This is a genomic window from Parvimonas parva, assembly GCF_016552165.1.
Classification (GTDB): Bacteria; Bacillota; Clostridia; order Tissierellales; family Peptoniphilaceae; genus Parvimonas; species Parvimonas parva.
Map to the genome: position 1 here is coordinate 41,540 of NZ_JACVDA010000001.1, position 25,254 is coordinate 66,793.

24 protein-coding genes are annotated in these 25,254 nt (G+C 28.9%); 10 read left to right on the forward strand and 14 right to left on the reverse strand.

The window, feature by feature from the left end:
* Nucleotides 1–114 precede the first annotated feature (114 nt).
* From IBJ83_RS00160 to IBJ83_RS00210, 11 genes are all read right to left on the reverse strand, one after another.
* On the reverse strand, nucleotides 115–2,100 hold the full coding sequence (locus tag IBJ83_RS00160; RefSeq protein ID WP_201274863.1) for an N-6 DNA methylase: 1,986 nt from the start codon (nucleotides 2,098–2,100) through the stop codon (nucleotides 115–117).
* A 268-nt stretch (nucleotides 2,101–2,368) separates the two neighbouring features.
* Nucleotides 2,369–3,136: a SigB/SigF/SigG family RNA polymerase sigma factor gene (locus IBJ83_RS00165; RefSeq protein ID WP_068473269.1), complete on the reverse strand. Its 768-nt coding sequence runs from the start codon at nucleotides 3,134–3,136 to the stop codon at nucleotides 2,369–2,371.
* Between the two features lie 4 nt (nucleotides 3,137–3,140).
* Nucleotides 3,141–3,488: an ATP-binding protein gene (locus tag IBJ83_RS00170; RefSeq protein ID WP_201274864.1), complete on the reverse strand. Its 348-nt coding sequence runs from the start codon at nucleotides 3,486–3,488 to the stop codon at nucleotides 3,141–3,143.
* A 2-nt stretch (nucleotides 3,489–3,490) separates the two neighbouring features.
* Nucleotides 3,491–3,796, reverse strand: a complete 306-nt coding sequence (locus IBJ83_RS00175) for an STAS domain-containing protein (protein WP_201274865.1) — start codon at nucleotides 3,794–3,796, stop codon at nucleotides 3,491–3,493.
* Nucleotides 3,797–3,807: 11 nt separating this feature from the next.
* A complete protein-coding gene (gene gyrA, locus IBJ83_RS00180) occupies nucleotides 3,808–6,237 on the reverse strand; it encodes a DNA gyrase subunit A (protein WP_201274866.1) in 2,430 nt (809 codons plus the stop codon).
* 9 nt (nucleotides 6,238–6,246) lie between these two features.
* On the reverse strand, nucleotides 6,247–8,163 hold the full coding sequence (gene gyrB, locus IBJ83_RS00185; protein ID WP_201274867.1) for a DNA topoisomerase (ATP-hydrolyzing) subunit B: 1,917 nt from the start codon (nucleotides 8,161–8,163) through the stop codon (nucleotides 6,247–6,249).
* Nucleotides 8,156–9,256 (reverse strand): DNA replication/repair protein RecF, encoded by a 1,101-nt coding sequence (recF, locus tag IBJ83_RS00190; RefSeq protein ID WP_201274868.1) that lies wholly within the window; start codon nucleotides 9,254–9,256, stop codon nucleotides 8,156–8,158. Before recF ends, gyrB begins: the two co-directional genes overlap by 8 nt.
* Before the next feature lie 2 nt (nucleotides 9,257–9,258).
* Nucleotides 9,259–9,480, reverse strand: coding sequence for a S4 domain-containing protein YaaA (gene yaaA, locus IBJ83_RS00195; protein WP_201274869.1), 222 nt, complete (start codon nucleotides 9,478–9,480; stop codon nucleotides 9,259–9,261).
* Between the two features lie 9 nt (nucleotides 9,481–9,489).
* Complete coding sequence (gene dnaN, locus IBJ83_RS00200) at nucleotides 9,490–10,596, reverse strand: DNA polymerase III subunit beta (RefSeq protein ID WP_201274870.1); 1,107 nt, start codon at nucleotides 10,594–10,596, stop codon at nucleotides 9,490–9,492.
* A gap of 375 nt (nucleotides 10,597–10,971) precedes the next feature.
* Complete coding sequence (dnaA, locus tag IBJ83_RS00205) at nucleotides 10,972–12,387, reverse strand: chromosomal replication initiator protein DnaA (RefSeq protein WP_201274871.1); 1,416 nt, start codon at nucleotides 12,385–12,387, stop codon at nucleotides 10,972–10,974.
* 749 nt (nucleotides 12,388–13,136) lie between these two features.
* On the reverse strand, nucleotides 13,137–13,778 hold the full coding sequence (locus tag IBJ83_RS00210) for a hypothetical protein (RefSeq protein WP_201274872.1): 642 nt from the start codon (nucleotides 13,776–13,778) through the stop codon (nucleotides 13,137–13,139).
* A gap of 934 nt (nucleotides 13,779–14,712) precedes the next feature.
* Here IBJ83_RS00210 and rpmH point away from each other — a divergent pair.
* The 6 genes from rpmH (at nucleotide 14,713) to mnmE (ending at nucleotide 18,323) form a co-directional block, all read left to right on the forward strand.
* Nucleotides 14,713–14,847: a 50S ribosomal protein L34 gene (gene rpmH, locus IBJ83_RS00215; protein WP_068473295.1), complete on the forward strand. Its 135-nt coding sequence runs from the start codon at nucleotides 14,713–14,715 to the stop codon at nucleotides 14,845–14,847.
* 67 nt (nucleotides 14,848–14,914) lie between these two features.
* Entirely contained in the window at nucleotides 14,915–15,256 is a 342-nt protein-coding gene (rnpA, locus tag IBJ83_RS00220) for a ribonuclease P protein component (RefSeq protein WP_068473299.1), read from the forward strand.
* Between the two features lie 8 nt (nucleotides 15,257–15,264).
* The gene (yidD, locus tag IBJ83_RS00225; RefSeq protein ID WP_068473624.1) at nucleotides 15,265–15,465 is read left to right on the forward strand and encodes a membrane protein insertion efficiency factor YidD; all 201 of its coding nucleotides are present in this window, start codon (nucleotides 15,265–15,267) and stop codon (nucleotides 15,463–15,465) included.
* A 9-nt stretch (nucleotides 15,466–15,474) separates the two neighbouring features.
* The gene (locus IBJ83_RS00230; protein ID WP_201274873.1) at nucleotides 15,475–16,173 is read left to right on the forward strand and encodes a YidC/Oxa1 family membrane protein insertase; all 699 of its coding nucleotides are present in this window, start codon (nucleotides 15,475–15,477) and stop codon (nucleotides 16,171–16,173) included.
* Between the two features lie 16 nt (nucleotides 16,174–16,189).
* Nucleotides 16,190–16,867 carry an RNA-binding cell elongation regulator Jag/EloR gene (gene jag / locus IBJ83_RS00235; RefSeq protein WP_201274874.1) on the forward strand — a complete coding sequence of 226 codons (678 nt, stop codon included), beginning with the start codon at nucleotides 16,190–16,192 and terminating at the stop codon, nucleotides 16,865–16,867.
* Nucleotides 16,868–16,952: 85 nt separating this feature from the next.
* Complete coding sequence (mnmE, locus tag IBJ83_RS00240) at nucleotides 16,953–18,323, forward strand: tRNA uridine-5-carboxymethylaminomethyl(34) synthesis GTPase MnmE (protein ID WP_201274875.1); 1,371 nt, start codon at nucleotides 16,953–16,955, stop codon at nucleotides 18,321–18,323.
* 80 nt (nucleotides 18,324–18,403) lie between these two features.
* On the opposite strand, the gene fni is transcribed toward mnmE, so the two are convergent.
* The 3 genes from fni to IBJ83_RS00255 are packed head-to-tail and all read right to left on the reverse strand — an operon-like array spanning nucleotide 18,404 to nucleotide 20,970.
* Nucleotides 18,404–19,414, reverse strand: a complete 1,011-nt coding sequence (gene fni, locus IBJ83_RS00245; protein ID WP_201274876.1) for a type 2 isopentenyl-diphosphate Delta-isomerase — start codon at nucleotides 19,412–19,414, stop codon at nucleotides 18,404–18,406.
* Between the two features lie 11 nt (nucleotides 19,415–19,425).
* Nucleotides 19,426–20,415: an LCP family protein gene (locus IBJ83_RS00250; RefSeq protein WP_201274877.1), complete on the reverse strand. Its 990-nt coding sequence runs from the start codon at nucleotides 20,413–20,415 to the stop codon at nucleotides 19,426–19,428.
* A 12-nt stretch (nucleotides 20,416–20,427) separates the two neighbouring features.
* Nucleotides 20,428–20,970 carry an isochorismatase family protein gene (locus IBJ83_RS00255; protein WP_201274878.1) on the reverse strand — a complete coding sequence of 181 codons (543 nt, stop codon included), beginning with the start codon at nucleotides 20,968–20,970 and terminating at the stop codon, nucleotides 20,428–20,430.
* 291 nt (nucleotides 20,971–21,261) lie between these two features.
* On the opposite strand from IBJ83_RS00255, the gene IBJ83_RS00260 reads away from it, so the two are divergent.
* From IBJ83_RS00260 to IBJ83_RS00275, 4 genes are all read left to right on the forward strand, one after another.
* Entirely contained in the window at nucleotides 21,262–23,013 is a 1,752-nt protein-coding gene (locus IBJ83_RS00260; RefSeq protein WP_201274879.1) for an NTP transferase domain-containing protein, read from the forward strand.
* A 1-nt stretch (nucleotide 23,014) separates the two neighbouring features.
* Nucleotides 23,015–24,541: a BCCT family transporter gene (locus IBJ83_RS00265; protein ID WP_201274880.1), complete on the forward strand. Its 1,527-nt coding sequence runs from the start codon at nucleotides 23,015–23,017 to the stop codon at nucleotides 24,539–24,541.
* Nucleotides 24,542–24,721: 180 nt separating this feature from the next.
* Entirely contained in the window at nucleotides 24,722–25,003 is a 282-nt protein-coding gene (locus tag IBJ83_RS00270) for a BrnT family toxin (RefSeq protein ID WP_201274881.1), read from the forward strand.
* Between the two features lie 12 nt (nucleotides 25,004–25,015).
* Nucleotides 25,016–25,231 (forward strand): BrnA antitoxin family protein, encoded by a 216-nt coding sequence (locus IBJ83_RS00275; RefSeq protein ID WP_057257280.1) that lies wholly within the window; start codon nucleotides 25,016–25,018, stop codon nucleotides 25,229–25,231.
* Nucleotides 25,232–25,254 lie beyond the last annotated feature (23 nt).

Below are 25,254 nucleotides of genomic sequence, written 5' to 3' on the forward strand. Positions count from 1 at the left end.
AAAATTGACTATCTACTCTGCAATCTTTATTTTTTTCAACTTCATTTAGTGAGATTTCTCGTACTTCAAGCCCGTTTAATAATCTTTCATATTTTTCTTTATCAAACGGGCTATTTAGAAAAAACTTAATTTTTCCTTTTTGGCAAATTCTGCAAAGGCTTCGGCTATGCCATCTTCTGTTACTCCATCATGATTAAATAGGTCATGCTTTACTACAAGGTGTCCGTGTGTATCAAGGATTGGCAATCCGTCTTTATCTTTCACAAAGATTTTATCGCCCGAGTTATCTTTGCTCGGCTCCCCCATTGTAGCAAAGAAGATAGGGTAATCCTCTTTTTTAGGGCAAAGCTTATCGTCCCATTTTTGGACGAAAAGAACCGATGTTTTCGTTCCTGTATGAGGTTTAAAAACATTTCCATGTAATCCGACAACAGCAAGTATTCGAGAGCGTTCCGTTATAAAATCTCTGATGTATTTATCAGATGAATTATTAAATCTGCCTTGTGGAAGCACAATTGCCATTCTTCCACCCGGTTTTAAGAAATTAAGGTTTCTTTCTATAAAAAGAATATCCCTACCGACTTTTGATTGATATTTGCCTTTGGTATTTTTACCAAGTTCGTATTTAGAAATTATTCTAGACTCTTTAATATCCCCTGCAAAAGGAGGATTAGCCATAAGAATATCAAACTCAAAGGAATAGTCGCTATTCTTAGTTGTTCTTAGTTTTTTAAGTTTCTTCCATCCCTCGTTATAAGTGTCTGTCCAATCTTCGGTCTTAGTGGTATCTTCCCAGCGTTCATAATCTAAGGTGTTTAAATGTAGTACATTCGTCTGTCCGTCCCCTGCAATTAAGTTTAGAGTTCTTGCGACCCTTACTGCTTTTTCATCAAAATCTATTGCAAAGATATTACTATTTACATAATCTGTACATTCAGCAGGTTTTTCTTGACTTGTAAAAAGATGACTTTGCTCAATACCTTTTTCTTTTAATATTTGTTTCCAAACATAAAAAATAGTATGTACAGGAAAACCACAAGAACCACTAGCAGTATCAATCATAGTTTCATCAACTTTGGGATTCAACATTTTGACACACATATCAATAACATATCTTGGAGTAAAAAATTGTCCTTTTTCTCCCTTTGAAGTTTTTCCCATTAAATATTCAAAAGCATCATCTACAACATCAAGATTTGAGTTAAATAATTTTACATCTTGAATTGAAGATACACAAACTGATAAATGAGAAGGACTAAGCAAAATTTTAGCATCTTCTGAAAATACACCATCCCACTTACTTTTTGCTTTATTAAATAATTTTTGTATCTTTTCTTTTAATTCACTTTCCGTATCTCCGTAGTTTCTAAATTCAAGATGTCTTGTAGTATTTCTTCCGCTTTCCATTTCATCATAAAGCTTTGTAAAAATTAATTTAAACACTTCTTCAAATACATCAACCCCAGCATTAGCAAGCACCTCATCTTCCATTTCTAAGATAAGATCCTTAAGATTCTTTTTCTCTGTAATAAGTTTATCTTTAGATATAAGATCTGCTATTGTCCAACGTCCACTTAAAATATCTGATAATTTTTCATTAAAAGTTGGAATATTAGGCAAGTCTTCAAAAAAATTAGGGTCTTTTCTATGATAAAAAGAAATCTGACCACCATTTGTCCAAACACCAATAGGAGCTCCTGTTGCATTACAGTAACTCTTTAACTGTTCTTTTCCATCCTTTAACTTTGGCTTTTTAAGTTCAACAATAATATAAGGAGTTGTTGTTGCAATCTTGTCAAAAATAACAATATCTGCTCTTTTCTTTTCGCGTCCAAAAGAAACGCTATATTCTAGTTCTATTTTATCTTTTGGATAGTTATAGGTTTTTATAAGTTTATTTAAGTATAATTGACGAACAAGTTCTTCACCAGTTAACTTAATATCCTTATTTCTTACTATACAATTCACATAAGGAACTTCTTCACCTTTATTATTTTTTTTTGTAAAAACTAACTTTTCTAGCTCATCAATTTCTTTTTGATTAAATTGGTCAATTCTATAATCAGAATCCATAATTATATTTGATATTATACTTCCCATGTAAAATATTCTCCTTTAATCTATTTTTTTTCTTCAGCAATGAAAATCAACTATTTATACTAAATATATTTTTCCTATTCTAAAATTTACATAACTATGCTAGTAACTTATTTTATGTTATAATAACTTCTTTAATTATTATAACATAAATATCATTAAAAATCTTTCATTTTAAATACTATATTTATACGTATTATTTATTATAAAATTTTCGACATTCCCCAACAAAAAAATCAACGTATGTCCGTTGATTTTTTATTTCATAAATTTACATATTCAACTCTTCTCTAAACTTGGCGAGTGCTTTTTTTTCAAGGCGACTTACGGTCATTTGAGAAATGTTTAATTCTTTTGCAAGGGCAACTTGCGTTTTTTCTTCAAAATATCTTCCGAGTATTATTTGTTTTTCTACTTCGGTTAATTTTGTTAAAGTTTTTTTGATGAAGTCTTGGTTATCGACAAAATCAAATTCTTTGTCGTCTTCTCCAACTATGTCGATTAGGTTTGTATCTTTGTCTTCGCTGTCTGAGTTTTCAAAACTTTGATCTAAGGATTGAGGTGTATAAACTTTACTAGCTTCCATAATTTCCAGTACGTCTTCTTCTGAAAGTTCTACATAGTCGGCAATATCTTTAATTGTTGGAGTTCTTCCAAGCTCTTGTGTTAAATGATATTTTGCATTATTAACTTTTTTAGAGTTCTCTTGTATTCTTCTTGGAACCCGAATTACCCAACCTTTATCTCTAAAATATCTTTTTATTTCTCCAACGATAGTCGGCATAGCGAAACTTGAAAATTCAAAGCCTTTTGAGATGTCATATCTATCTATGGCATAGATTAGTCCAAGGCTTGCGACTTGGAACAAATCGTCGTAGTCTATTCCACGATTTACATATTTTTTAGCTAAAATTTCAGCCATATATAGATTTTTTTCGATTAATTTATCTCTAAGTTGTGGTGTGGGATTTTCAAAATATTCTCTAAAAAGAGCTTTTATTTTTTCTGAATCTGGTTTGTTATATCCCTTTTTCTTCATATTTCTATCCTTTGTTTTTAACTAAAAATATACTTTTTTCTTTAAATTCTATTTTGTCAACTAAGCTTTCTAGGATTAGTAGAGCAAATTTATTTTCTTCTTGTTCTTGTATTCCTGAGATTGAAATGTATGAGCTTACTTCTATTTCCATTTTATCTTCAAGAACATTGACTGCGATTTCTACAAATTCACATTTTTCAACAAAGAAATTCATAACTTCAGAAATTGAAACTTTTAAATCTTCGATATTTTCAATATCCATAGCAATTGTATTGGCTATGGAAGAGATCAAAAGTCTTATTGTTGAGATATATTTTTTTTCTGAAGGAATTTTTACAAATATTTTATCCATAATTACTCCTCTATTTCAAAAACTTTATCTAAATCTGTAATAAGAAAGATTTTTTTGATATGTGGTTTTAATCCTCTTATTACAAGTCCTTCGCCTTTTTCTTTTATGTTTTTGTAAATGCTTATGAAAGCGCCAAGTCCTGTTGAATCAACATAAGAAAGATTTTCACAATTTACTATTATTTTTTTAACGCCCTCAACTGAATTAACTTTTTCTTTTAATTCTTTGTTTGAGTTAATGTCTAAATCTCCTTGTAAATCAACAAAAAGTGTTTCTTCTTCTTTTCTTAAATCAACTTTTAGTTCCACTTCGTACCTCCCTACTCAACGTCATTTACATATTTTGCAACTGCAACTATTTTGTCATCATCTTTATTTACGTCTTTGATGATAACTCCTTGTGTATCTCTACCTTTTACAGGTATATCTTTAACTAGAAGTCTTATGATTCCACCACTTTGTGAAAGCACGATAACTTCATCATTTTGATTTACGATTTTTGATGAAACGACATATCCCGTTTTGCTTGTTACTTTGTATGTCTTAACACCCTTTCCGCCTCTGTTTTGTACTTTGTAGTTTGAGGCTAAGGTTCTCTTTCCAAATCCGTATTCGGAAACTACAAGTAGGTGTTTTCCTTCAGAATCAAGATTCATTGAAACAACTTCATCATCTTTATCAAGTTTAATTCCTCTAACTCCTTGTCCACTTCTTCCTATTTCTCTAATATCTGAAAGGGCAAATTTGATTGCAAGTCCTTTTTTAGTTACTAGGATTGCAGAGTCCTCAACAGTTGAAACTCTAACTTGAATAAGTTCGTCGTCCTCAACTAAGTTAATTGCTTTCATTCCAACTTTTCTAATTGACTTGAAAAGTTCAACTGAAGTTCTCTTAATTGTACCATTCTTTGTAGCCATAATTAAGTATTCATCAGCTCCAGCATCTTTTACCGGTATTACTGCATTAACTTTTTCTCCATGCATCAATTCTAAAAGATTTATAATATTTTGTCCTTTGGCTTGTCTTTTTCCTTCTGGAATTTCGTAAGCCTTAAGTTTATAAACTCTACCTTTGTTAGTGAAAAATAAAATCATACTATGAGTTGAAGTTACAAAAAGACTATCTACATAGTCGTCTTCTTTTGTTGTAAGAGCGACAACTCCCTTTCCTCCTCTATTTTGTACTTTGTAAGTATCTTCAGGAATTCTCTTGATGTAACCTTGTTTTGTAAGAGTTATTACAACGTCTTCTTCTTTGATCAACTCTTCAATTTCGATTTCATCAAAGTTTGGTTTGATTTCAGTTCTTCTTTCATCTCCAAATTTTGTTTTTATTTCAGAAAGTTCTTCTTTGATTATATTTAAAATTAATCTTTCATTTCCTAAAATTTCTTTAAGTCTTGCAATTTCTTTGATTAGAGAATTGTATTCATCTTGTAATTTTTCTCTTTCAAGTCCTTGAAGTCTTCTTAAACGCATTTCAAGGATGCTTTCAGCTTGAATTTTAGTAAAGCCGAAACGTTCCATAAGTTTTTCACAAGCATCAGAGTAAGATGCTCTAATTATCTTGATGATTTCATCAATATGGTCGATTGCCTTTAAAAGCCCTTCAACAATATGTGCTCTATCTTCAGCTTTTTTAAGTTCAAACTTACATCTTCTTGTGATTACATCTCTTTGATGCTCAACATAGTATCCGATTAATTCCTTTAAGTTTAAAACTTTCGGCTCTCCATTTACAAGCGCAAGGTTTATAACCCCAAAAGTTGTTTGCATTTGTGTGTGTTTATAAAGATTGTTTAAAATAATATTTGGGTTTGCATCTCTTTTTAATTCGATTACAATTCTAATCCCCTTCATATTACTTTCATCTCTTAAGTCTGAAATTCCTTCAATTCTCTTATCCTTGATAAGCTCAACAATCTTCATAATCAAATTAGTTTTATTAACTTGATATGGAATTTCTGTAATTACAATTCTATTTCTATTATTATATTCTTCAATATTTGCAACTGCTCTTACAGTAATCTTTCCACGTCCTGTATGATAAGCCTGTTTAATTCCCTCAAGACCCATAATATTAGCACCTGTCGGAAAATCAGGACCTTTTACAAATTGCATAAGCTCTTCGATGGAAATATCGAAATTATCGATATATTCACAAGTCGCATCAATTACTTCAGTTAAATTATGTGGTGGCATATTTGTAGCCATACCAACAGCGATACCGGCAGCACCATTTACCAAAAGATTTGGAAATTTACTTGGAAGAACGACAGGTTCTTTTTCATTTTCGTCATAATTTGGAACGAAATCAACTGTATCTTTATTTATATCTCTTAACATTTCAAGAGCAAGTTTTTGCATTCTAACTTCGGTATAACGAGGAGCAGCTGCACCGTCGCCGTCAATTGTACCAAAGTTTCCTTGCCCGTCAACAAGAGGGTAACGCAAGTTGAAATCTTGTGCAAGTCTTACAGTTGCATCGTAAATTGCAGAATCACCATGAGGGTGATACTTACCCATTACTTCCCCAACAAGTCTTGAAGACTTCTTATAAGCCTTGTCAGGTAAAAGTCCAAGACCTTGCATAGCGTAAATAATTCTTCTATGAACGGGCTTTAATCCGTCTTTTACATCCGGTAAAGCTCTTGCCACAATTACACTCATCGCATAGTCAAGATATGAACTTTTCATCTCTTTTTCAATATCTACATCTATTACATTTAATTTATTTTCTATTTCAGCCATTTATTCCTCCTATGCGTCAAGATTCTTAACATATTTAGCATTTTGTTCGATAAACTCACGTCTTGGCTCAACCTTATCTCCCATAAGAGTTGAGAAAGTTTCGTCTATTGAAACAAGCTCTTCATCATCGATTTTAACTTGTAGGAAAAGTCTGTTTTCAGGATTCATTGTAGTTTCCCAAAGTTGTGCAGGGTTCATTTCCCCAAGACCTTTATATCTTTGAATTCTATGAGCATCACGACCAAGTTCATCTAAACCTGTTTGTAATTCTTCATCAGTCCAACAATATTTTACAACCTTAACCCCTTTGATGATTCCATAAAGTGGTGGTTGAGCGATATAAACATGACCTTGTTCGATTAATTCTTTCATATAACGATAGAAGAAAGTTAAAATAAGTGTTCTAATATGCGCACCGTCAACGTCGGCATCGGTCATAATAACTATTTTTCCGTATCTTAAATTATCTAAATTAAAATCTTTTCCGATTCCTGTACCAAAAGCAGTAATCATTGATTTTATTTCTTCATAACCTAAAATCTTATCTATTCTTGCCTTTTCAACATTCATAATCTTACCTTTAAGTGGTAAAACGGCTTGGAATTTACTATCTCTACCTTGTTTTGCAGAACCACCGGCAGAATCCCCTTCGACAAGATAAATTTCATTTACAGAAATGTCGCTCTCTTGACAGTCGGATAATTTTCCGGGTAGAGTTGTATTGTCAAGGATAGATTTTTTACGAGTTAAATCTCTCGCCTTTCTTGCAGCCTCTCTAGCCCTTGCACTGTTTTGCGCCTTTTCTATAATGATTTTACCAACCTTTGGATTTTCTTCCAAGAAAGTCATTAGGTTATCATAAAGGAAAGTTTCAACAATCCCACGACTCTCACTATTTCCAAGCTTAGCCTTAGTTTGTCCTTCAAATTGTGGATTTGGTAGCTTTATTGAAACAATACCTGTAAGACCTTCTCTCGTATCATCACCTTGAAGGTTTGAGTCCTTATCTTTTATTAGATTATATTTTCTTCCATAGTCATTTATCGCACGAGTTAGGGCAGTTTTAAAACCAACTAAGTGAGTTCCACCCTCCGGAGTGTGAATATTGTTAGCAAATGTTAAAATATTTTCAGAATATCCGTCTGTATATTGCATTGAAATTTCAACTTGTGAATTATTTTTTTCGCCTTGGAAGTAAATAACATCACTGTGAAGTGCATTTTTATTTCTATTCATATACTCAACGAATGACTTAATTCCACCTTCATAATGGAAAGTTTCATTAAAATCTTCTCTTTCATCTGTAAAAACAATCTTAACACCCTTATTTAAAAATGCCATTTCTCTAAATCTATTTCTTAAAATTTCTTTTTCAAAAATAGTTGTATCAAAAATTTCGCTATCTGGTTTAAAAGTTATAATTGTACCATTTTCTTTTGAAGTTCCAACAACTTCTAATTTTGAAGTCGCATCTCCTCTTGAAAATTTTTGCTCATAAAGTTTTCCATCTCTCTTAACATTGGCAACAAGCCATTCTGAAAGTGCGTTTACAACAGAAACCCCAACACCATGAAGTCCACCTGAAACTTGATAAGCATCATTGTTAAACTTACCACCTGCATGAAGAATAGTCAAAACTGTTTCGAGAGTTGATTTTCCGGTTTGTGGATGTACTTCAACCGGAATACCACTACCATTATCCTCAACGCTAACAGAATTGTCTTTATAAATCTTAACAGTTATCGTATCACAAACACCGGCCAAAGCCTCATCAATACTGTTGTCAACAACTTCGTAAACCAAGTGATGAAGTCCCTTTGCCCCTGTTGAACCGATATACATACCAGGTCTAAGTCTAACAGGCTCAAGTCCGGTTAAAACCTTAATATTTTTCGCACCATAATCTCTAATTTTTTCTTTACTCATATCTTCCCTTTCTAACATTTTCCATTTCTATGATATTTACATTGTTATAATTATTTACAAATGACAAATCAGTCGTCGTTATAAAGACTTGATTTTCAGTTAAATAGTCTAAAATCTCATATCTTCTATTCTCATCAAGCTCGCTGAACAAATCGTCAAGCAAGATAATAGGCTTTACACCTTTAAACTTTTCAAAGATATTTTTTTGACACATTTTAGTTGTAATTATAATATTTCTCTTTTGACCTTGTGAAGAAAAACTCTTCGCGTCATTTCCATTTAAAATAAATTTAAAATTCTCTTTGTGAACTCCAAAATTTGTAGTTTTATTCTCGCAATCAAATTTATAAGACTTTGAAAAATTTTCTAAAATTTCCTTTAAACACTCACTTTCAGACTTATTGTAATCAGATAAAATTGACTCATACTCTATGTAAAGAGTTTCTCCTGCTAACTTTTGATGAATGGAATTTATTTCTCTATTTATTAAGTCAATCATCTTTTTTCTCTCTAAGCCAATCTCATAGCATAAAAGTGCAGATTTTTTTGTCAAAGCATTCATCTCTTGCTTATAAAAACTTGACAAATTCATTCCTTTTAGAAGTAAATTTCTTCTAAAAATCACATTTCTATACATATTCAACTTTTGTTTATAGCCTTTAATCATTTTCATAATAAAGCTGTCAAAAAAATTTCTACGGTAATTCGGACTTTCCATAATGATTCTAAGCTCATCAGGGAAAAATCCTAAAACATTTGAAAAATCATAAAGCTCATTTACACTTTTTAGCTTAATATCATCTATTTTAAAAACTTTTTTCTTATCGTCTGTGTATAAAAAAGAAATTTTATTTTCAAATCCCTTTTCCTTAACAAAGGTATCAACCTTTGTAAAATTCTCTTTAAAACTTATAAAATCCTCTTGTTTTACAGCTCTAAAACTTGATGCAACAAGAGAAAAATAAATCGCCTCTAAAACATTCGTCTTTCCAATTCCATTTTTACCAACCAAGATATTTATATTTTCCTTAAAATCAAAAGAAATATCCTTTAAATTTCTAAAATTGGTTAAATGTACTTTTTCAACTATCAAACTTACCTCTTTTTAACAATTACAGTTTCTTCAGTTTCTAACATTACTCTAACAATCATTCCATCATAGATTTTTCTTCCACGTCTTGTTTCAACTTCACCGTCAACTAAAACCAACCCTTCAGAAATGAAGTATTTTGCATCAGTTCCCGTTTGAACAATCCCTGCAAATTTTAATAATTGGTCAAGTTTTATAAATTCGGTTTCAATAAAAATTTCTTCCATTTTAAACTCCTAATATTGATAATCTTGTAGTAAAACCGGTAAAACTAAATAAGTATAGTTAATATTTTCATCTTCCGGTCTTATGATACAAGCTCCGGCTCTACCGTTAAATGTTATTACAACAGTATCTTGTTCGATTGTCTTTAGACCCTCTAAAACATATTTTGAATTAAAGGCAATCTTTAAGTCATCTCCCTCTTTTTTAATGTCGATAATATCTTTTAAATCTCCAATTTCAGAAGAACCCTCAACTAAAATACTTGTATCGTCAATGCTGAAAGTAACTAAATCGCCTTTTTCAGCCTTGTAGATAATATTCGCTCTTTCAATCGCATTTATCAAATCACGTCTTGTAACAACTACCCTAGTCTTATGCTCATAAGAGAATAGAGCTCTGTAATTTAAATATTCTCCCTCTATTACTCTAGTTGAAAAGATTGTATTTTCAAAAGTGAAAATTGCACTTCCTCTAACCAAAGAAACGCCTACAATAGAACCTTCCGGAACAATCTTTGAAAGTTCATTTAAAGCTCTCGGAGGAATAATTACCTTATTTTCAACATTTTCTGAAATTTTAAAACTTCTCTTTGCAATTCTATGACCGTCAAGAGCAACAAAATCTACATTTTTGTTTTCAATTTCAACATCAACACCATTCAAAACAATTCTGTAATCATCAATCGCTGCTGCAAAAATAGTTTGCTTAGTAGCAACTTTAAGTAAATTTTCTTGAACAGTAAAATCAACCTTATTTTCAAAAGTTGGAAATTCAGGATATGAATAAATATCCATTGCAATAATATTGAATTTTGAATTTTCACTTTGAATAAAGACTTTTTCTCTATCAACCTTTATAGTTACCTCATCATTAGGTAATTTTCTTATTATATTAGAAATCATAGTTGCATTAAGTAAAACTTCTCCGTCCTTATCAACCTTACAATCAGTTGACGTTTCGATAGCAAGTTCTAAATCAGTTGACTTTAAAGTTAATTTATTATCCTTTGCGATAAATAAAATCCCTTCTAATATAGAAGTATTATTTTTTAAACTTATCGCTCTTAAAGATATATTTATCAAACTCAAAAGTTCGTTTTGCATTATCTTTATTTCCATCATATTCTCCTTTTTTCATACATAAAAATATATATATTTAGTAGTAATAGTAGTAGGGGCTGTGGATAACTCAAATATCCCTCTTTAACATTCAAATCAACACATTTCCCGACTGTATAACTACTGTATAACTTACAGATTAATCACAAACTTATTAACACAATTAACAACAAAAATTTTATAAAAAGTTATCAACAACTTATCCACCGACTTTTAAACAGTATAAGTTGAATAACTAAAAATTTCCTTAAAACAAAAATTACTTTTTTGTAACATATTACATTACCATTCTCTTACACTCTTAGCTCATTTCTAGCCACGAGTGAGTCGAAGGATTTTTGAACACGCTACTTTACTTAACTTTAGCAGGCTTTACTAATCTTCTAAAAGTTTTTTTATGTTCTCTACATCTTGTCTTACGGACTCTGTCGTCTTTATCTTTTCGTCAATTTTCTTAACACCGTGCATTATAGTCGTATGGTCCTTTTCAAAAGCAGAACCTATATTTCCCAAAGCACAGTCTAACATATTTCTGCAAAGGTACATCGCAACCTGTCTTGGATAAGCGATTGAACTCGCTCTATTTTTAGAGCTTAAATCAGAAATTTCTATTTTAAAGTAATTACTAACAGTTTCTTTAATCAAGTCGATATTCAATTCTTTTTTATTCATTTCATTTAACTTTTCAGATAAAATTCCTTTGACATAATCAACAGTCATCGGAGCATCTTTTTTCAGCTTGTAATGTGCCAAAACATTGATTAAAGCTCCCTCAAGCTCCCTGATATTCGTCTTTATATTCATTGCGATAAATTCTAAAATATCATTCGACAAAGCTATCGGCTCATATTTAATTTTATCTTGTAAAATAGCCATTCTAGTTTCAAAATCAGGTGGTTGAATATCAACTGTTAAGCCCATATTGAACCTACTTTTTAACCTGTCCTCAAGATTTTTGATTTCCTTAGGTGGTCTATCAGATGAAATGATAATTTGCTTATTTCTACTGTATAATTCATTAAAAGTATGGAAAAATTCCTCTTGAGTTGCAGTTTTTCCGGCGATAAATTGAATATCGTCAATAAGCAAAACATCAACATTTCTGTATTTTTTCCTAAATTCAGATTCGGAATTTTGATTTTTATCCCTAATTGAATCAATCAAATCAATCGTAAATTTTTCACTACTTAAGTATAAAACTTTACAATCAAAATGTTTTTGAATTTCATATCCTATTGCCTTCATAAGGTGAGTTTTTCCAAGTCCTGAGTTTCCATAAATGAAAAGTGGGTTGTAAGTTCCGGCAGGATTTTTGGCAACCGCCTCAGCTGCAGCCATTGCAAACTCGTTATTTTTACCCTTTATGAAATTGTCAAAAGTAAATTTATCAGGAAAAGAAGAAGAATTATTTGAAGAAGAAATCTTCTTTAACTTTCCTTTTTTAGTCCCCTTTTCACTACTAGTTGTAAAAAACGAAGTTTGTCCACCTGAATTTTTAATCGCATTTAAATAGACTTCATCTGTTGCAACAACAGGTAAAAGCTCGGATTTTTCTTGAGTCAAAGGAAAAAGTTGGTTATTTATTGCATCTTCAATATATTCCTTAAAATTACCATTTATAAAATTTTTAATATAATTCGATTGACAAAGCACCATCAACTTGTTATCCACATAACAAATTGGCTTTAAAACGTCAATCCAAGTAGCAAATCGGCTTTCCCCAAGTTTTGTTTTTAATTCATTACAAACCTCAAGCCATAAACTATCAACCATTATTTCATTCTCAAACATAAATTACTCCTCATAAAAAAGTTATTAACATATTTATCCACAGTGAATAAAATTTTTAAAAGCTTTAAATTTAAACATTTAAAAACTGTTTCAAAAAAATTATTTAAAGATTTTTAAAAGTTATCCACAAACATTTAAAAGTTATCCTGTTTATAAAAAAATGCTTAAAAATACAAATTTTAAAAAATTTTTCAAAATTTATTAAAAAATAATAAACAATTTATCCACATTTTTATTCCACTTATCCACATATTACGATTTTGTAAAAAATAATTTATAGATAATTTTCTAAAAAATTTTTAAATATTTAAACATTCTTTCACAGTTAAATTATACCAAAAATACAAAAAAAACTCAAATTTATTGCATTTAATGTGCAAATTATTGTAAATATATAAACAAAAATATTACGTTAAAAATTTTTTTGCATAAAAAATCCACTCACATTTTGCAAGTGGATTAAAAAATATTTATTATGAAATTTCACAGTCCAAAATAATACCAATGTATTTATCTGAAAATTTTATTTTTTAAATATATTTTCATAAAAAATATAAAGTATTAATAAAAAATTAAAAATACATATTAATATAATATTTATAGTTATAAATATTAAATATTTTTTATTACTTTTTTTTAATGTTTCATCCCTTATCAACTCAATAAAAGAATTAAAATTTATAAAAGTTAAAATAATAAACAGACTTCCTCCAACGTATTTTATTAGACTATATATTGAATTATACATTTTATTTTAAAATAAGTCCTCCCGTTATTATACTGTGTCCTGAAGTTTTCCAAGTTAATTTTACATACTTTATAGTAACTTCACGCTTCTTTGTATCTAAGGCTTTATATAACAAATCTCTTCCGTCCTTTAGCCATCTAGTCATGACACGTTTTTCGCTAATTCCAAGTAATTTTGGAGGTAATGTGGCAAGAATATAGATAATTGAAACTTTAGCTCCAAATGTTTTTTTTAGTATACTTAAGATAGAAGAACTTGCACCTTGTATAAGCGAAGAGATTAAAAATTTGCACTCTGTTTCTGTTATAGCATCTACATGTGCATCATATAAAGCTTGTTGAATATTATACATATATAATAATTCTTTCCAAGTAAAAGTAGTTGTCTCTATAGATTCAGATGGTATACCAATATGATCATCAAACATATATTGGTCATTTGAAAGAATTCTGTTAACAGCATCAATATCAATATTAGAAAATTCAACATCTGATGGGTCTACACCTAATTTTTTTGCTATATTTTCATCAATAGTAGTTTTGCTTTCTTTAGCAAAAGATGTAGATTTATTTATAGAAGTCAAAATTGGAGTAATTCCCAAAGACAGTACTAATAATAAACAAAGTTTCCTTTTGATGTTCATAAAAATCCTCCTAAAATTTTAGTACAACATTTGTTGTAATCATAATTTTTATTTTTCAAATATTTTTGTCAAAACTGATTTTTTAAAAATATCAATTGCAGTTAAATTATAAAAGATTGAATTTAAATAGTAAAACTACAGGCGTCTCCGTTTTTGTACCTTTGAAAATTTGTAAACATAGTAACCTCCAATATTATACACTTTATAAAATTATTGTATTATATTTGCACCTTTATTATAACATATTTAAAATTAACTGTAAATACTTATATTTTTTTGTAAAATATGATATACTAATAAGGTAAAGAAAACCCAATTACAAGACATAATGGCATAATATACAAATTTTAATCAACAATATTAATATATATTGATATTATCATATAAAAATTCTTATGTTTTATAAAAAGAATAGTTAAATATCTATTTTTTAACAAAATTGATACAGTAAAACTTTTTATTTTAACTAAATTTAATACGCAAATTGGAAATATTTTTAAAATTAATCAAAAAATTACCTTAAAAATATTTTTTTCCACAAAAAAATCCACTTGCAAAAAGCAAATGATTTAATTTTTTATTATTGCATTATATGTAAACTATAAAATACAATCAAAAATATAAAAAGCAAAAAGAGTATTCTTATTAATTTTCTAAATGTATAATTATTTTTCATTTTTTATCTCCAAAAACTTTATAAATATAATCTTTTATTTTCAATAAATTCCAATATCACTTTAAATTAATGATATCATCTTTTTTGTTAAATGTAAATACTTGTATTCTGAATTAAAAATTTTGCTTTGAATCTGTATAAAAATTTGTAATTTTTTTGTATTTTTACTTGACAATTACACTCTAAATAGATTATAATTTATGGTAGTGTTTTATTAAATAACCTAAAGGTGATTATAACAAGGAGGTGTCATCTATAATGAAAAGAACTTATCAACCAAATAGAAGAAAAAGAAGTAAAATTCACGGTTTTAGAAAAAGAATGAGTACAAAAGCAGGTAGAACTGTATTAAAGAGAAGAAGACTTAAAAATAGAAAAGTTTTATCAGCATAGGCCAACATTAGTGTGGCCTTTTTCTAAACTTCACATTTGTGCTTTTTAATGTATAGAAAGATGATGTATGAAAAAGGAAATTAGATTAAGAAAAAATAGAGAATTTCAAACTGTTTATAGACGTGGTAAGAATTTTTGGAATAAGGAATTCACTATTTTTATTAGACCAACAAATAAAAAAAGAGCTAGGTTTGGGGTTTCCATTACTAAAAAGTTTGGAAAGGCAAACAAGCGTAATTTGATTAAGAGAAGAATAAAAGAGATTATTAGACTTAATGTGTGCGATTTAGGTTTAGGTTATGAAATGGTAATTTTACCGAAAAAAAACACTTTAGAGATTGATTACATTGAACTTGAGAAGTCTTTATTAAGACTTATAAATTGTGCTTTGAAGAAGGTTTTAAATTGAGAAGATTAATGATTTTACTTATAAAGTTTTATAGAAAATATATTTCAGGACTTTTGGGTTTTGGTAAGTGTAAATTTACTCCAACTTGTTCGGAATATGCGATTTTAGCATATCAGAAATATAATTTTTTCAAGGCGACTTTTTTAGTTATATGGAGAATTTTAAGATGTAATCCTTTTGGAAAAGGTGGGTATGACCCACTAAAATAGGAGGAATTAATGGCGTTTTTAAGAAATTTAATGGGGTCATTATTGAAATTTATTTATGAAGGGGTAGCGTCAATTTTACCTACTGAACCGGCTAGTATTTCATATTTAGCTATTAGTATTATTATAATTTCAATAATTTTTAAGGTTGTACTTTTCCCTGTATTTTTAAGTACTATAAAAAATCAAAAGATTCAAGCAAAATTTGCTAAAGAACAACAAAAGATAAGAGAAAAATATAAACATGACCAACAAGCTATGAATATGAAGCTTATGGAGTTCAATAAGGAGCATGGAATTAAACAATTAGGTGGTTGCCTACCTATGGTTTTCAACTTGATTCTAGTTTTAGCTATGTTCTCAGTAATGAGAGAACCTTTGTTATATATCTTTGGGAATGCAAATGCTGATGTTATGAAAAATTTCTTTTGGATAAAGGATTTATCTGCACCGGACCCACTTTTATATGGACTTCCTTTGATAAATGCTGTTACTCAATATATTTATCTTGATTTGAGCAATAGGGACCAACAAGATAACCCTGCTGCAAAATCTATGGATACTATGAAATACATATTTCCTTTGATAATATTTATTTCAGCTAGAAGTTTCTCAGCAGGTCTTGCTCTTTACTGGGCATGTACAAATGTTGTTGAAATTCTATTAAGATTAGCTTTAACTGCTTATGAAAATAGAAAAGAAAGTAAGTAGTAGAAAGGGGCAAATGATGAGCGTTACAAAATCAGCAAAAACTATTGATGAAGCTGTAAAACTTGCGTTAGATGAATTAAAAGTTGACATTTCTTGTGTTGATGTTAATGTAATTGAAAAACCAAAGAGCGGTTTTCTTGGCTTTGGCTCAAGAGATGCTTTAGTTGAAGTTACATTAAAAGATGAAAAAATAGAAATGTCTAAAGAAACTTGTTGTAAAGAAGAAAACAATATAGATAAAAATGAAGATATAGAAAAATTAGAAGTTTTCTTAAAAGATTTAATTTCAAAAATGGGAACAGATTGCGAACTAATTTTTAGTGAAGATGAAGAAGCAATCAGTATAGATATTGAAAAATCTGAAGATTTCAAGATGTTAATCGGAAAATCAGGAGAAACTTTAGAAAGTATCCAATACATTTTAAATATTTTTGCCAGAAGAAATACTTCTTTAGAAAAAAGAGTTTATTTAGATGTAAATGGATATAAGAAGAGAAAAGAAGAATCTATAAGAGAAATGGCTATGACTTTTGCTAAAAAAGCTATTAAGTATAGAAAAGTTATGAGACTTAGACCTATGAATGCTTACGAAAGAAGAATTGTTCATGCAACTTTACACAATATGAAAGGTGTATTTACAGTTAGCGAAGGTGATGAACCTTATAGAAAGGTTGTAATAAAACCTAAATTTTAATATGCAACAAAAAAGAACGTTTAGGCGTTCTTTTGCTTTATTGTGAAACAATATTCCCGGGCACCCACCCGTTGAAGGAGAAAATATGGAAAATACTATTGTTGCTATTGCAACTGCTACCGGAGAGGCCGGTATTGGCATTGTAAGATTAAGTGGAGAAAATTCAATAGATATTGTAAAAAAGATTTTTATTCCTTTTGATAAAAAAGAAATAGATAAAAACTCCAACAGAATGATGAAATACGGACATATCTACGACCAAGAAGAACTTGTTGATGAAGTTATGACTTGTTTTATGTTTGCACCTCATACATACACTAGAGAAAATGTTGTTGAAATTTTCACTCATGGAGGGATTGTCTGTCTTAAAAGAGTTTTAAATCTATGTCTTGAAAATGGAGCGGTATTGGCTGAAAAGGGAGAATTTACAAAAAGAGCTTTTTTAAATGGTCGTCTCGATCTTTCTCAAGCTGAAGGTGTTATCGACTTAATAAAGGCAAAGACTGAATTTTCTCATAAGAGCGCTATCAATCAATTAGAGGGACATTTAAGTAAGAAAATTAAAGAATTTAGAGAAAAACTTCTTGATATTTTGAGTTTTGTAGAGTATTCTATAAATTTTACAGAAGATATGCAAGAGGAATTGCCACTTGATAATGTAATTTTAAAAACTGAAAACTTAATAAGCGATATGGAAAGTCTGCTTGGAGAGTCAAACAAGGGAAAAATCTTAAAAGACGGGATAAATGTTTCAATAATCGGAAAGCCGAATGTTGGAAAGTCCTCTCTACTTAACAGAATCCTAAGACAAGAAAGAGCAATCGTAACAGATATTGCAGGAACTACAAGAGATTTAATTAAAGAGGATATTGAACTTGCCGGAATCAAATTAAATATAAACGATACTGCAGGTATCAGAGAAACTGCAGATGTAGTTGAGAAAATCGGTGTTCAAAAGTCAATTGAGGCGAGCGAAAATTCAGATTTGAATTTAGTTTTGTTCGACATTTCAAGAGAATTGGACGAAGAAGACGAAAAAATAATAAATCTTGCAAATACAACTAAATCTATTGGAATTTTAAATAAGGTTGATTTGGATAAAAATTTGAATGTAGAAAAATTAAAAGAAAAAATTAATTTTGAGCTTATAGAAATCTCCGCACTTAAAAATGAGGGCATTTCAAAACTTGAACAGGCAATTATAGATATGTTCTTCGATGGAAAAATAGAAATAAAAGATAAGGCATTAATCACAAATGTTAGACATGAAAACAGCCTTAAAACTTCATTGGAATTTTTAAAATCTTTCTATGGAGATATTAAAAATATGGTACCCATCGACTGTTGTGAAGTTGATTTAAGACGTTCTTATGAATCACTTGGAGAAATAATCGGAGAAAATATTTCAGAGAATATACTGGACAATATATTTTCAAATTTCTGTATTGGAAAATAAGATTTACTACGGTCGAAATTGGTATCTTAAAGTCAAAATACTTTGACATAAACACAAAAAGAGAGCTAATCAGCTCTCTTTTAAAGTATATCTTTTAATTTTCCAAATGTTTTATATTCAACTTTTTTTAATTCTTCGATATTTTTTACTCCAAGTAGTAACATAATCATCTTTGTTTGGTATATCAAAGATTTTAAGTAATCTTCTGCGAATTTGTATCCTCCATGGATTAAATATCTTAATATTTCTCCTGCAATGGCAACTATATCGCTACCAAGCACGATTGCTTTTACAATATCCTCTCCGGTTTTTATTCCACCCGAGCCGATTAATGTAAAATCATCAGAAATTTTTCTGCAATCTATGATACATTTTGCAGTCGGTATGCCCCAACTGTAAATATTTGTAAAGTCCAAGTCTGTTCTTCTTAAATCTTCGATTTCAATAAAATTTGTTCCACCAAAACCGCTTACATCAATGTATTTTACTCCAACGCTAAGTAGTTTTTCACAAGTTTTCTTTGAGATGCCACAGCCCGTTTCTTTTACAATTACCGGTACATCAATATTTTTTACAATATTTTCAATATTTTCTAAAATACCGAAAAAATTTCTATCTCCCTCAAACTGAACGATCTCTTGAGCGGGATTTAGGTGAAGAGAAATTGCATCAGCATTAATCATTTCAATGCTTTTTTTGACATCATCAAGACTTGATAATGCAGAAAGATTTGAAATTAAAATATTTTTCTTGTCCAGTACATCATTTACCACCGTAAAGGTTTCAACAAGCTCCTCATCTTTTAGAGCTACCTTTTGGCTACCAACTTCAAATGCAAGATTGAAATTTTTACAAAGTCTTGAAAGATCCTCATTCACATCAAAAGAAGTTTCAGCGCCCCCTGTCATTGCATTTACAAGAAGTGGAAAAGATAGTTTTTTTCCTAAAAATTCAACCGAAGTGTCGATTTCATCGAAGTTTAAGTCTGTTAATGCAAAGTGTTCGATATATACATTTTCAAACAAAGTGTTCGATTTAAAATTACTCTTTAAAAAATTTTCTATATGTTCTTTTTTTCTTTCGTTTTCCATATCTAACCTAATTAATTGTTATTGTTGTTATTATTAGTATTGTTGTTTGTATTTTTGTTTTTATTAGTATTTATTTGTGAGCCGTTATTTTGATTAATTAAATAATCACCAAACATTTCTTTAACAATTGTATTTAATTTTGAACGGTTTGGAATAAAATAACTTATATTATTTATATAAGCAGGTTCACCCGGAACAATTTGTGTATTCATCTTATCTACATTTAAATTACCTGCTTTTAAAGCTGATTTTGCTATTGTAGAGAAAGGAATATTTGTATTTACAGTTTTCTTTACAACATCTAAAATTTCAGGAATTTTCGCAAGATTTTTAGGTTTAGTCAATTCTTTTACAAGAGCTTTTATGATTAATTGTTGAGATTTAACACGTCCCATATCTCCTTCAGCATATCCTGCTCTAAATCTTGCAAATTGTAGAGCTTGCTTTCCATTTAAAACTTGTTTACCCGGTTTTAAATGAACATTATCTTCTGCTACGTCAACTTGAACAGGAACATCTACTTCAATACCGCCAAGTACATCTACAATATCTTTAACTGAGAAGAAATTAACTCTTACATAGTAGTCAATATCCAAGTTTAAGAAATCTCTTGTAGTTTTCATAGCAAGTTTAAGACCGCCAAAGTGATGAGCGTGGTTAATTTTGTCTAACTGTCCTCTAACCATAACTCTTGAATCACGAGGGATGGATAAAATATCTACCTTTCCCGTTTCAAAATTAACTTTTGCTAAAATCATCGTATCTGTTCTGTTTTGCTCAGTAGTAGCACCACTAAAGTCATCGCTATCAAGTCCAAGAACTAAAAATAAAAGTTCATTATCAACAACTTGCTCAATAATGTTGCCTTCGCCTAAATCATGGCCTAAAAATTCTACCTTTGAAGTAACTTCCATAACATCTAAAACTTTATTAGCTACCCAAAATATTCCTGCAAATAAAGCTAAAGATATTACAAAAGTTATTATAAATTTCTTTTTCATATAACGCTCTCCCTATTTTATTAATTTACTAATTACCTTAAAACTACTATGCTCTGACGTTTTTATCAAATCAAAAAGGATAGTTTCAACATTAGTAACACTTACACCCAATTCTTTAATTAAATCCAAGCCATTTTTAAAATTTTCTTCACTTCTTGAGCCGACAGTTTCAAAAGGAACAAAAACTTCAAAATGCTCTTTTAAATCTCTAACTGTTTGATAAACACAAATATGAGTTTCTACACCCGTAACGATTATAGAAGTTTTTCCGTTTTCTTTAAGTTTCAAAAGCTCATCTTCAATAATCGGATAAGCAGAGAAACAATTTTTAGAAAAATATTTTGCATTTGCATCTAACAAAGAGGATTTAATTTCTGTAACAGTTTCTCCAATCCCCTTAGGATATTGTTCGGTATAAATTATCGGGATGTTAAGCTCTTTACAAGCCTTAATCAAAATATCTGTGTATTTTATTATTCTTTCATTATTTTTTATTACCGGCATTAGCCTTTCTTGAATGTCCAACACCAATAAAATCATATTTTCTATTTTCATAAAATTCTCCATTCTAAATTAAAATATAAACCATTGGTAACTATTTTATCATTTTATAGATATTTTTTCAACAGAAATGGGAAATTTTTTCATATTTTGTGAAAATATTGGTAAAATTCTATTAAAAAAAGCTACTATTTTAATTAAGATATTGTAAATATTTGTTATTAGAATTTTAAAGCAAAAAAATTTTATAATTTTTTAAATTTATTATTCAATTTTAGATAAAATTTGTTGACTTTTAGTAATATTTAATATATAATGTTCATAAAGTAATATTAAGAGGTGTTTATGAACAGAATTGATTTAGATATACTAAAGCATATTTATAAAAATAAATATACTAATCAAAGAGAATTGTCAAAGTTAACAGGATATTCTCTAGGAGCTGTAAATAAGGCTATAAAAAATTTATTGGAAAATGAATATATTGATGAAAATATCAATTTGACAAATATTTCAAAAAAATTAATAAAAGATAACAGTCCAAAAAGTGCCATTATTTTGTCCGCAGGTTTCGGTATGAGAATGGTACCTATAAATTTAGAAATGCCAAAGGCTCTGCTTGAAGTTAATGGAGAGGTTTTAATAGAGAGAACTATAAGGCAATTAAAGGAAAAAGGAATAAATAAGATATTTGTTGTTGTAGGTTTTTTAAAGGAAAAATTTGAGTATTTAATAGATAAATTTGGTGTTGAACTTATTATTAATCCGGAGTATGCTACTAAAAATAATTTATTTTCATTAAATTTGGTTTTGGAAAATTTAGATAATTCATATATAATTCCTTGTGATATTTTGTGTAAGGAAAATCCATTTAATGAAGTTGAAACATATTCTTGGTATATGGTTACAGATGAGCTTGATGAAAATAGTACTGTAAAGGTAAATAAGAAAAACAATCTTGTTTCTGCAAGTGAAACGGAAAATGGAAATAAAATGATTGGGATTTCTTATCTTTGTGGAAAAGAGGCTGATTTTGTAAAGAAAAGAGTATCTGATTTAGTTAAATTTAATAAAAATAGAAATTTATTTTGGGAAAGTGCATTGATTAAGGATAATAAATTTTTAATTTATCCAAAACTTGTTAGTTCAAAAAAATATTTTGAAATAAATACTTACGAACAGCTAAGAGAAATTGACAGCGGTTCTAATAATTTGCAAACAGATGCGATAAATATAATATGTGATTGTTTAAATGTTGGAATTGAAGATATTAAGGAAATTAAAGTTTTAAAAAAAGGAATGACAAATCGTTCATTTATATTTACCGTTAAAGGTGAAAAATATATTATGAGAATTCCAGGAGAGGGAACTTCAGAACTTATAGATAGAAAGCAAGAGGCCCAAGTGTATTCTGTTATAAAAGATAAAGGAATTTGTGATGATTTAGTTTATATCAATCCCGAAAACGGCTATAAAATTACAAAGTTTATTGAAAATTCAAGAACTTGTGATGACAAAAATAATGATGATTTAAAAAAATGTATGGAAAAAATAAAGCTATTGCATTCTTTGAATTTAAAAGTAAATCACGAATTTGATATTTTTGAAAAAATAAATTTTTATGAATCTTTATGGAAAAATAAAAAATCTATTTATTCTGATTACAAGGATACAAAGGAAAAAATTTTTTCTTTAAAAGATTTTATAGAAAAAAATGTAAAAACTAAATGTCTAGCTCATATTGATGCAAATTGTGATAACTTTTTGTTTTCAACAGACTCATCACTTCGTTTAATCGACTGGGAATATGCCTCTATGCAAGATCCGGATATAGATATTGCAATGTTTTGCATATACTCTCTTTACGATAAAAAACAGATTGATAATTTGATTGATATATACTTTGAAGGATCTGTTCTCAAAAATACTAAAATAAAAATTTATGCATATATTGCTTGTTGCGGATTACTTTGGAGTAATTGGTGTGAGTATAAGTTAGATTTTGGTGTCGAGTTTGGAGAGTATTCTCTTAAACAATACAGATATGCCAAAGATTATTATAAGATTGTAAAAGAATTATTAGGAGAGGATTTTTAATATGAAAAATAATTTAAAGAATCAAATAGACTGGATAGCTACGATTGTTCCATTGGTAGGAGTTGTAATAGTAAGTATATTATTTTTATTTCAATCTGAAAGTTCTACTTTTGTTTTGGAAAGTATAAGAACATTTTTAGGTGATGATTTTGGAATTTACTATGCAATTTTAGGTGTTGGAATACTTCTTTGCAGTTTGTATATTGCTTTTTCAAAATATGGGACAATAAAACTTGGAAAAAAAGACGATAAGATAGAATTTTCATCTTTTACTTGGGGAGTTATGATTTTTACATCCACAATGGCGGCAGATATTCTATTTTATTCATTATGTGAATGGGCTTTATATTCAAATGAAGCACATATTAAAAATATGGGTGGAATTCAAAAATGGGCATCTACCTATCCGCTATTTCATTGGGGGCCAATAGCTTGGAGTTTTTACATAATCCTTGCAGTAGCTTTTGGTTTTATGTTACATGTTAGAGGAAGAGAAAAACAAAAATTCTCAGAAGGTTGTAGAGCAATTTTGGGAAATAAGGTTGATGGAATTGTTGGTAAGATTATAGACTTGATAGCAGTTTTTGCACTTATAGCAGGAACGGCGACTACTTTTTCACTTGCAACACCATTATTATCTTCATCAATAGCAAAAGTTTTTCACATTCAAAACAGTACCATTTTAACCGTTTTAATTTTGCTTTTGATTGCCTTTGTATATACTTTTGCAGTTTTATTTGGAATGAAAGGAATCTCAACACTTGCAAATTTCTGTTCATATTTTTTCTTTGCACTACTATTTTACTTTTTGTTTTTAGGAGGAGAAACAAGATATATTCTAGAGACAGGTTTTAGTGCAGTTGGAAATTTATTACAAAATTTTATCGGATTATCAACTTGGATGGACCCACTTAGAGAAACTTCATTTCCACAACATTGGACAATTTATTATTGGGCTTATTGGATGGTTTGGTGTGTTGCAACTCCGTTTTTCATCGGAAAAATTTCAAAAGGAAGAACTATTAAACAGACAATTCTAGGTGGATATTCCTGGGGAATTTTAGGAACCTTTACCTCATTTATAATTCTTGGAAATTATGGAATGAGTGTACAATTAAAAAAAGGAATTGATATATCAGGATTTATATCAAACGGAGGAAGTCATTCAGATGCTATCCTTAAAATTTTTGACACATTACCTTTTACCGAAATAGGACTTTTGTTGTTGGTTATAACTATGATAGCTTTTTATTCAACAACATTTGACGCATTAACAATGGTAATAGCATCATATTCATATAAAAAATTACCAATAAACGAAGAACCTCATAGATTAGTAAAAGTCTTTTGGTCAATAGTATTTATACTATTTCCAATTTCATTGATATTTATGGAAAAATCTATGTATAGTTTACAATCCATTGCTATTATTTCAGCATTTCCGATAGGAATAATAGTTTTATTAATAGTTTTTAGCTTTTTTAAAGATGCTAAGAATTACTTAAACGAGAACAAAAAATTCCAGTAAAAAAACATCAAAATTTTGTGGTTAAGAGTAGATTTAAGGTAGATAAATTTAAATTTTGAAAGAATAATTTTATAAATATTTCCATATAAGATTGAAATCTATATGGATAAATGATTTAATTTGTAAATATATTATAATTATGATATAATTATAATACAATGGTTGAAAGTTGGTGATTTAATGATTTTTGAATGGGATGAAACAAAAAATCAAATAAATAAAAATAAACACGGAATATCTTTTGAACAAGTGAAATCAGTATTTGAAGATGATTTGGCTATTCTTTTTGATGACCCTGATCACTCACTTGACGAAGAAAGATTTTTAATAATTGGAATGAGTAATGAAAAAGGAGTTTGTATTGTTAGCCATTGTTATCGTGGAGCAGATGAAAAAATTAGAATAATTTCTGCAAGAAAAGCAACTAGAACAGAACAAGAAATTTACAAAAATGGAATTTAAGGAGTTGATAGTATGAGAAAAGAATATGATATTAGAAAATTAAATCCTAGAAAAAATCCTTATTCAAAATTAATTAAAAAGCAAGTAACAATAAAACTTGATGAAGATACTATCATATATTTCAAAAATCAAGCTGAAAGTACAGGTATTCCATATCAAACCTTGATTAATTTATATTTAAGAGATTGTGTTAAAAATAAACGTAATTTAGAATGTTCTTGGATTTAAAAAACAAAAAATTTTTAAAGATG

Excerpts from the sequence above, each read along its gene's own strand:
- dnaN (WP_201274870.1), bottom strand. The coding sequence starts at position 10,596 with ATGGAAATAAAGATAATGCAAAACGAACTTTTGAGTTTGATAAATATA.
- IBJ83_RS00160 (WP_201274863.1), bottom strand. The coding sequence starts at position 2,100 with ATGGGAAGTATAATATCAAATATAATTATGGATTCTGATTATAGAATT.
- fni (WP_201274876.1), bottom strand. The coding sequence starts at position 19,414 with ATGGAAAACGAAAGAAAAAAAGAACATATAGAAAATTTTTTAAAGAGT.
- dnaA (WP_201274871.1), bottom strand. The coding sequence starts at position 12,387 with ATGTTTGAGAATGAAATAATGGTTGATAGTTTATGGCTTGAGGTTTGT.
- IBJ83_RS00165 (WP_068473269.1), bottom strand. The coding sequence starts at position 3,136 with ATGAAGAAAAAGGGATATAACAAACCAGATTCAGAAAAAATAAAAGCT.
- jag (WP_201274874.1), top strand. The coding sequence starts at position 16,190 with ATGAGCGTTACAAAATCAGCAAAAACTATTGATGAAGCTGTAAAACTT.
- IBJ83_RS00170 (WP_201274864.1), bottom strand. The coding sequence starts at position 3,488 with ATGGATAAAATATTTGTAAAAATTCCTTCAGAAAAAAAATATATCTCA.
- yidD (WP_068473624.1), top strand. The coding sequence starts at position 15,265 with ATGATTTTACTTATAAAGTTTTATAGAAAATATATTTCAGGACTTTTG.
- yaaA (WP_201274869.1), bottom strand. The coding sequence starts at position 9,480 with ATGGAAGAAATTTTTATTGAAACCGAATTTATAAAACTTGACCAATTA.
- IBJ83_RS00250 (WP_201274877.1), bottom strand. The coding sequence starts at position 20,415 with ATGAAAAAGAAATTTATAATAACTTTTGTAATATCTTTAGCTTTATTT.
- gyrB (WP_201274867.1), bottom strand. The coding sequence starts at position 8,163 with ATGAGTAAAGAAAAAATTAGAGATTATGGTGCGAAAAATATTAAGGTT.
- mnmE (WP_201274875.1), top strand. The coding sequence starts at position 16,953 with ATGGAAAATACTATTGTTGCTATTGCAACTGCTACCGGAGAGGCCGGT.
- rnpA (WP_068473299.1), top strand. The coding sequence starts at position 14,915 with ATGAAAAAGGAAATTAGATTAAGAAAAAATAGAGAATTTCAAACTGTT.
- IBJ83_RS00210 (WP_201274872.1), bottom strand. The coding sequence starts at position 13,778 with ATGAACATCAAAAGGAAACTTTGTTTATTATTAGTACTGTCTTTGGGA.
- IBJ83_RS00270 (WP_201274881.1), top strand. The coding sequence starts at position 24,722 with ATGATTTTTGAATGGGATGAAACAAAAAATCAAATAAATAAAAATAAA.
- IBJ83_RS00255 (WP_201274878.1), bottom strand. The coding sequence starts at position 20,970 with ATGAAAATAGAAAATATGATTTTATTGGTGTTGGACATTCAAGAAAGG.
- IBJ83_RS00230 (WP_201274873.1), top strand. The coding sequence starts at position 15,475 with ATGGCGTTTTTAAGAAATTTAATGGGGTCATTATTGAAATTTATTTAT.
- IBJ83_RS00260 (WP_201274879.1), top strand. The coding sequence starts at position 21,262 with ATGAACAGAATTGATTTAGATATACTAAAGCATATTTATAAAAATAAA.
- IBJ83_RS00265 (WP_201274880.1), top strand. The coding sequence starts at position 23,015 with ATGAAAAATAATTTAAAGAATCAAATAGACTGGATAGCTACGATTGTT.
- IBJ83_RS00275 (WP_057257280.1), top strand. The coding sequence starts at position 25,016 with ATGAGAAAAGAATATGATATTAGAAAATTAAATCCTAGAAAAAATCCT.
- rpmH (WP_068473295.1), top strand. The coding sequence starts at position 14,713 with ATGAAAAGAACTTATCAACCAAATAGAAGAAAAAGAAGTAAAATTCAC.
- gyrA (WP_201274866.1), bottom strand. The coding sequence starts at position 6,237 with ATGGCTGAAATAGAAAATAAATTAAATGTAATAGATGTAGATATTGAA.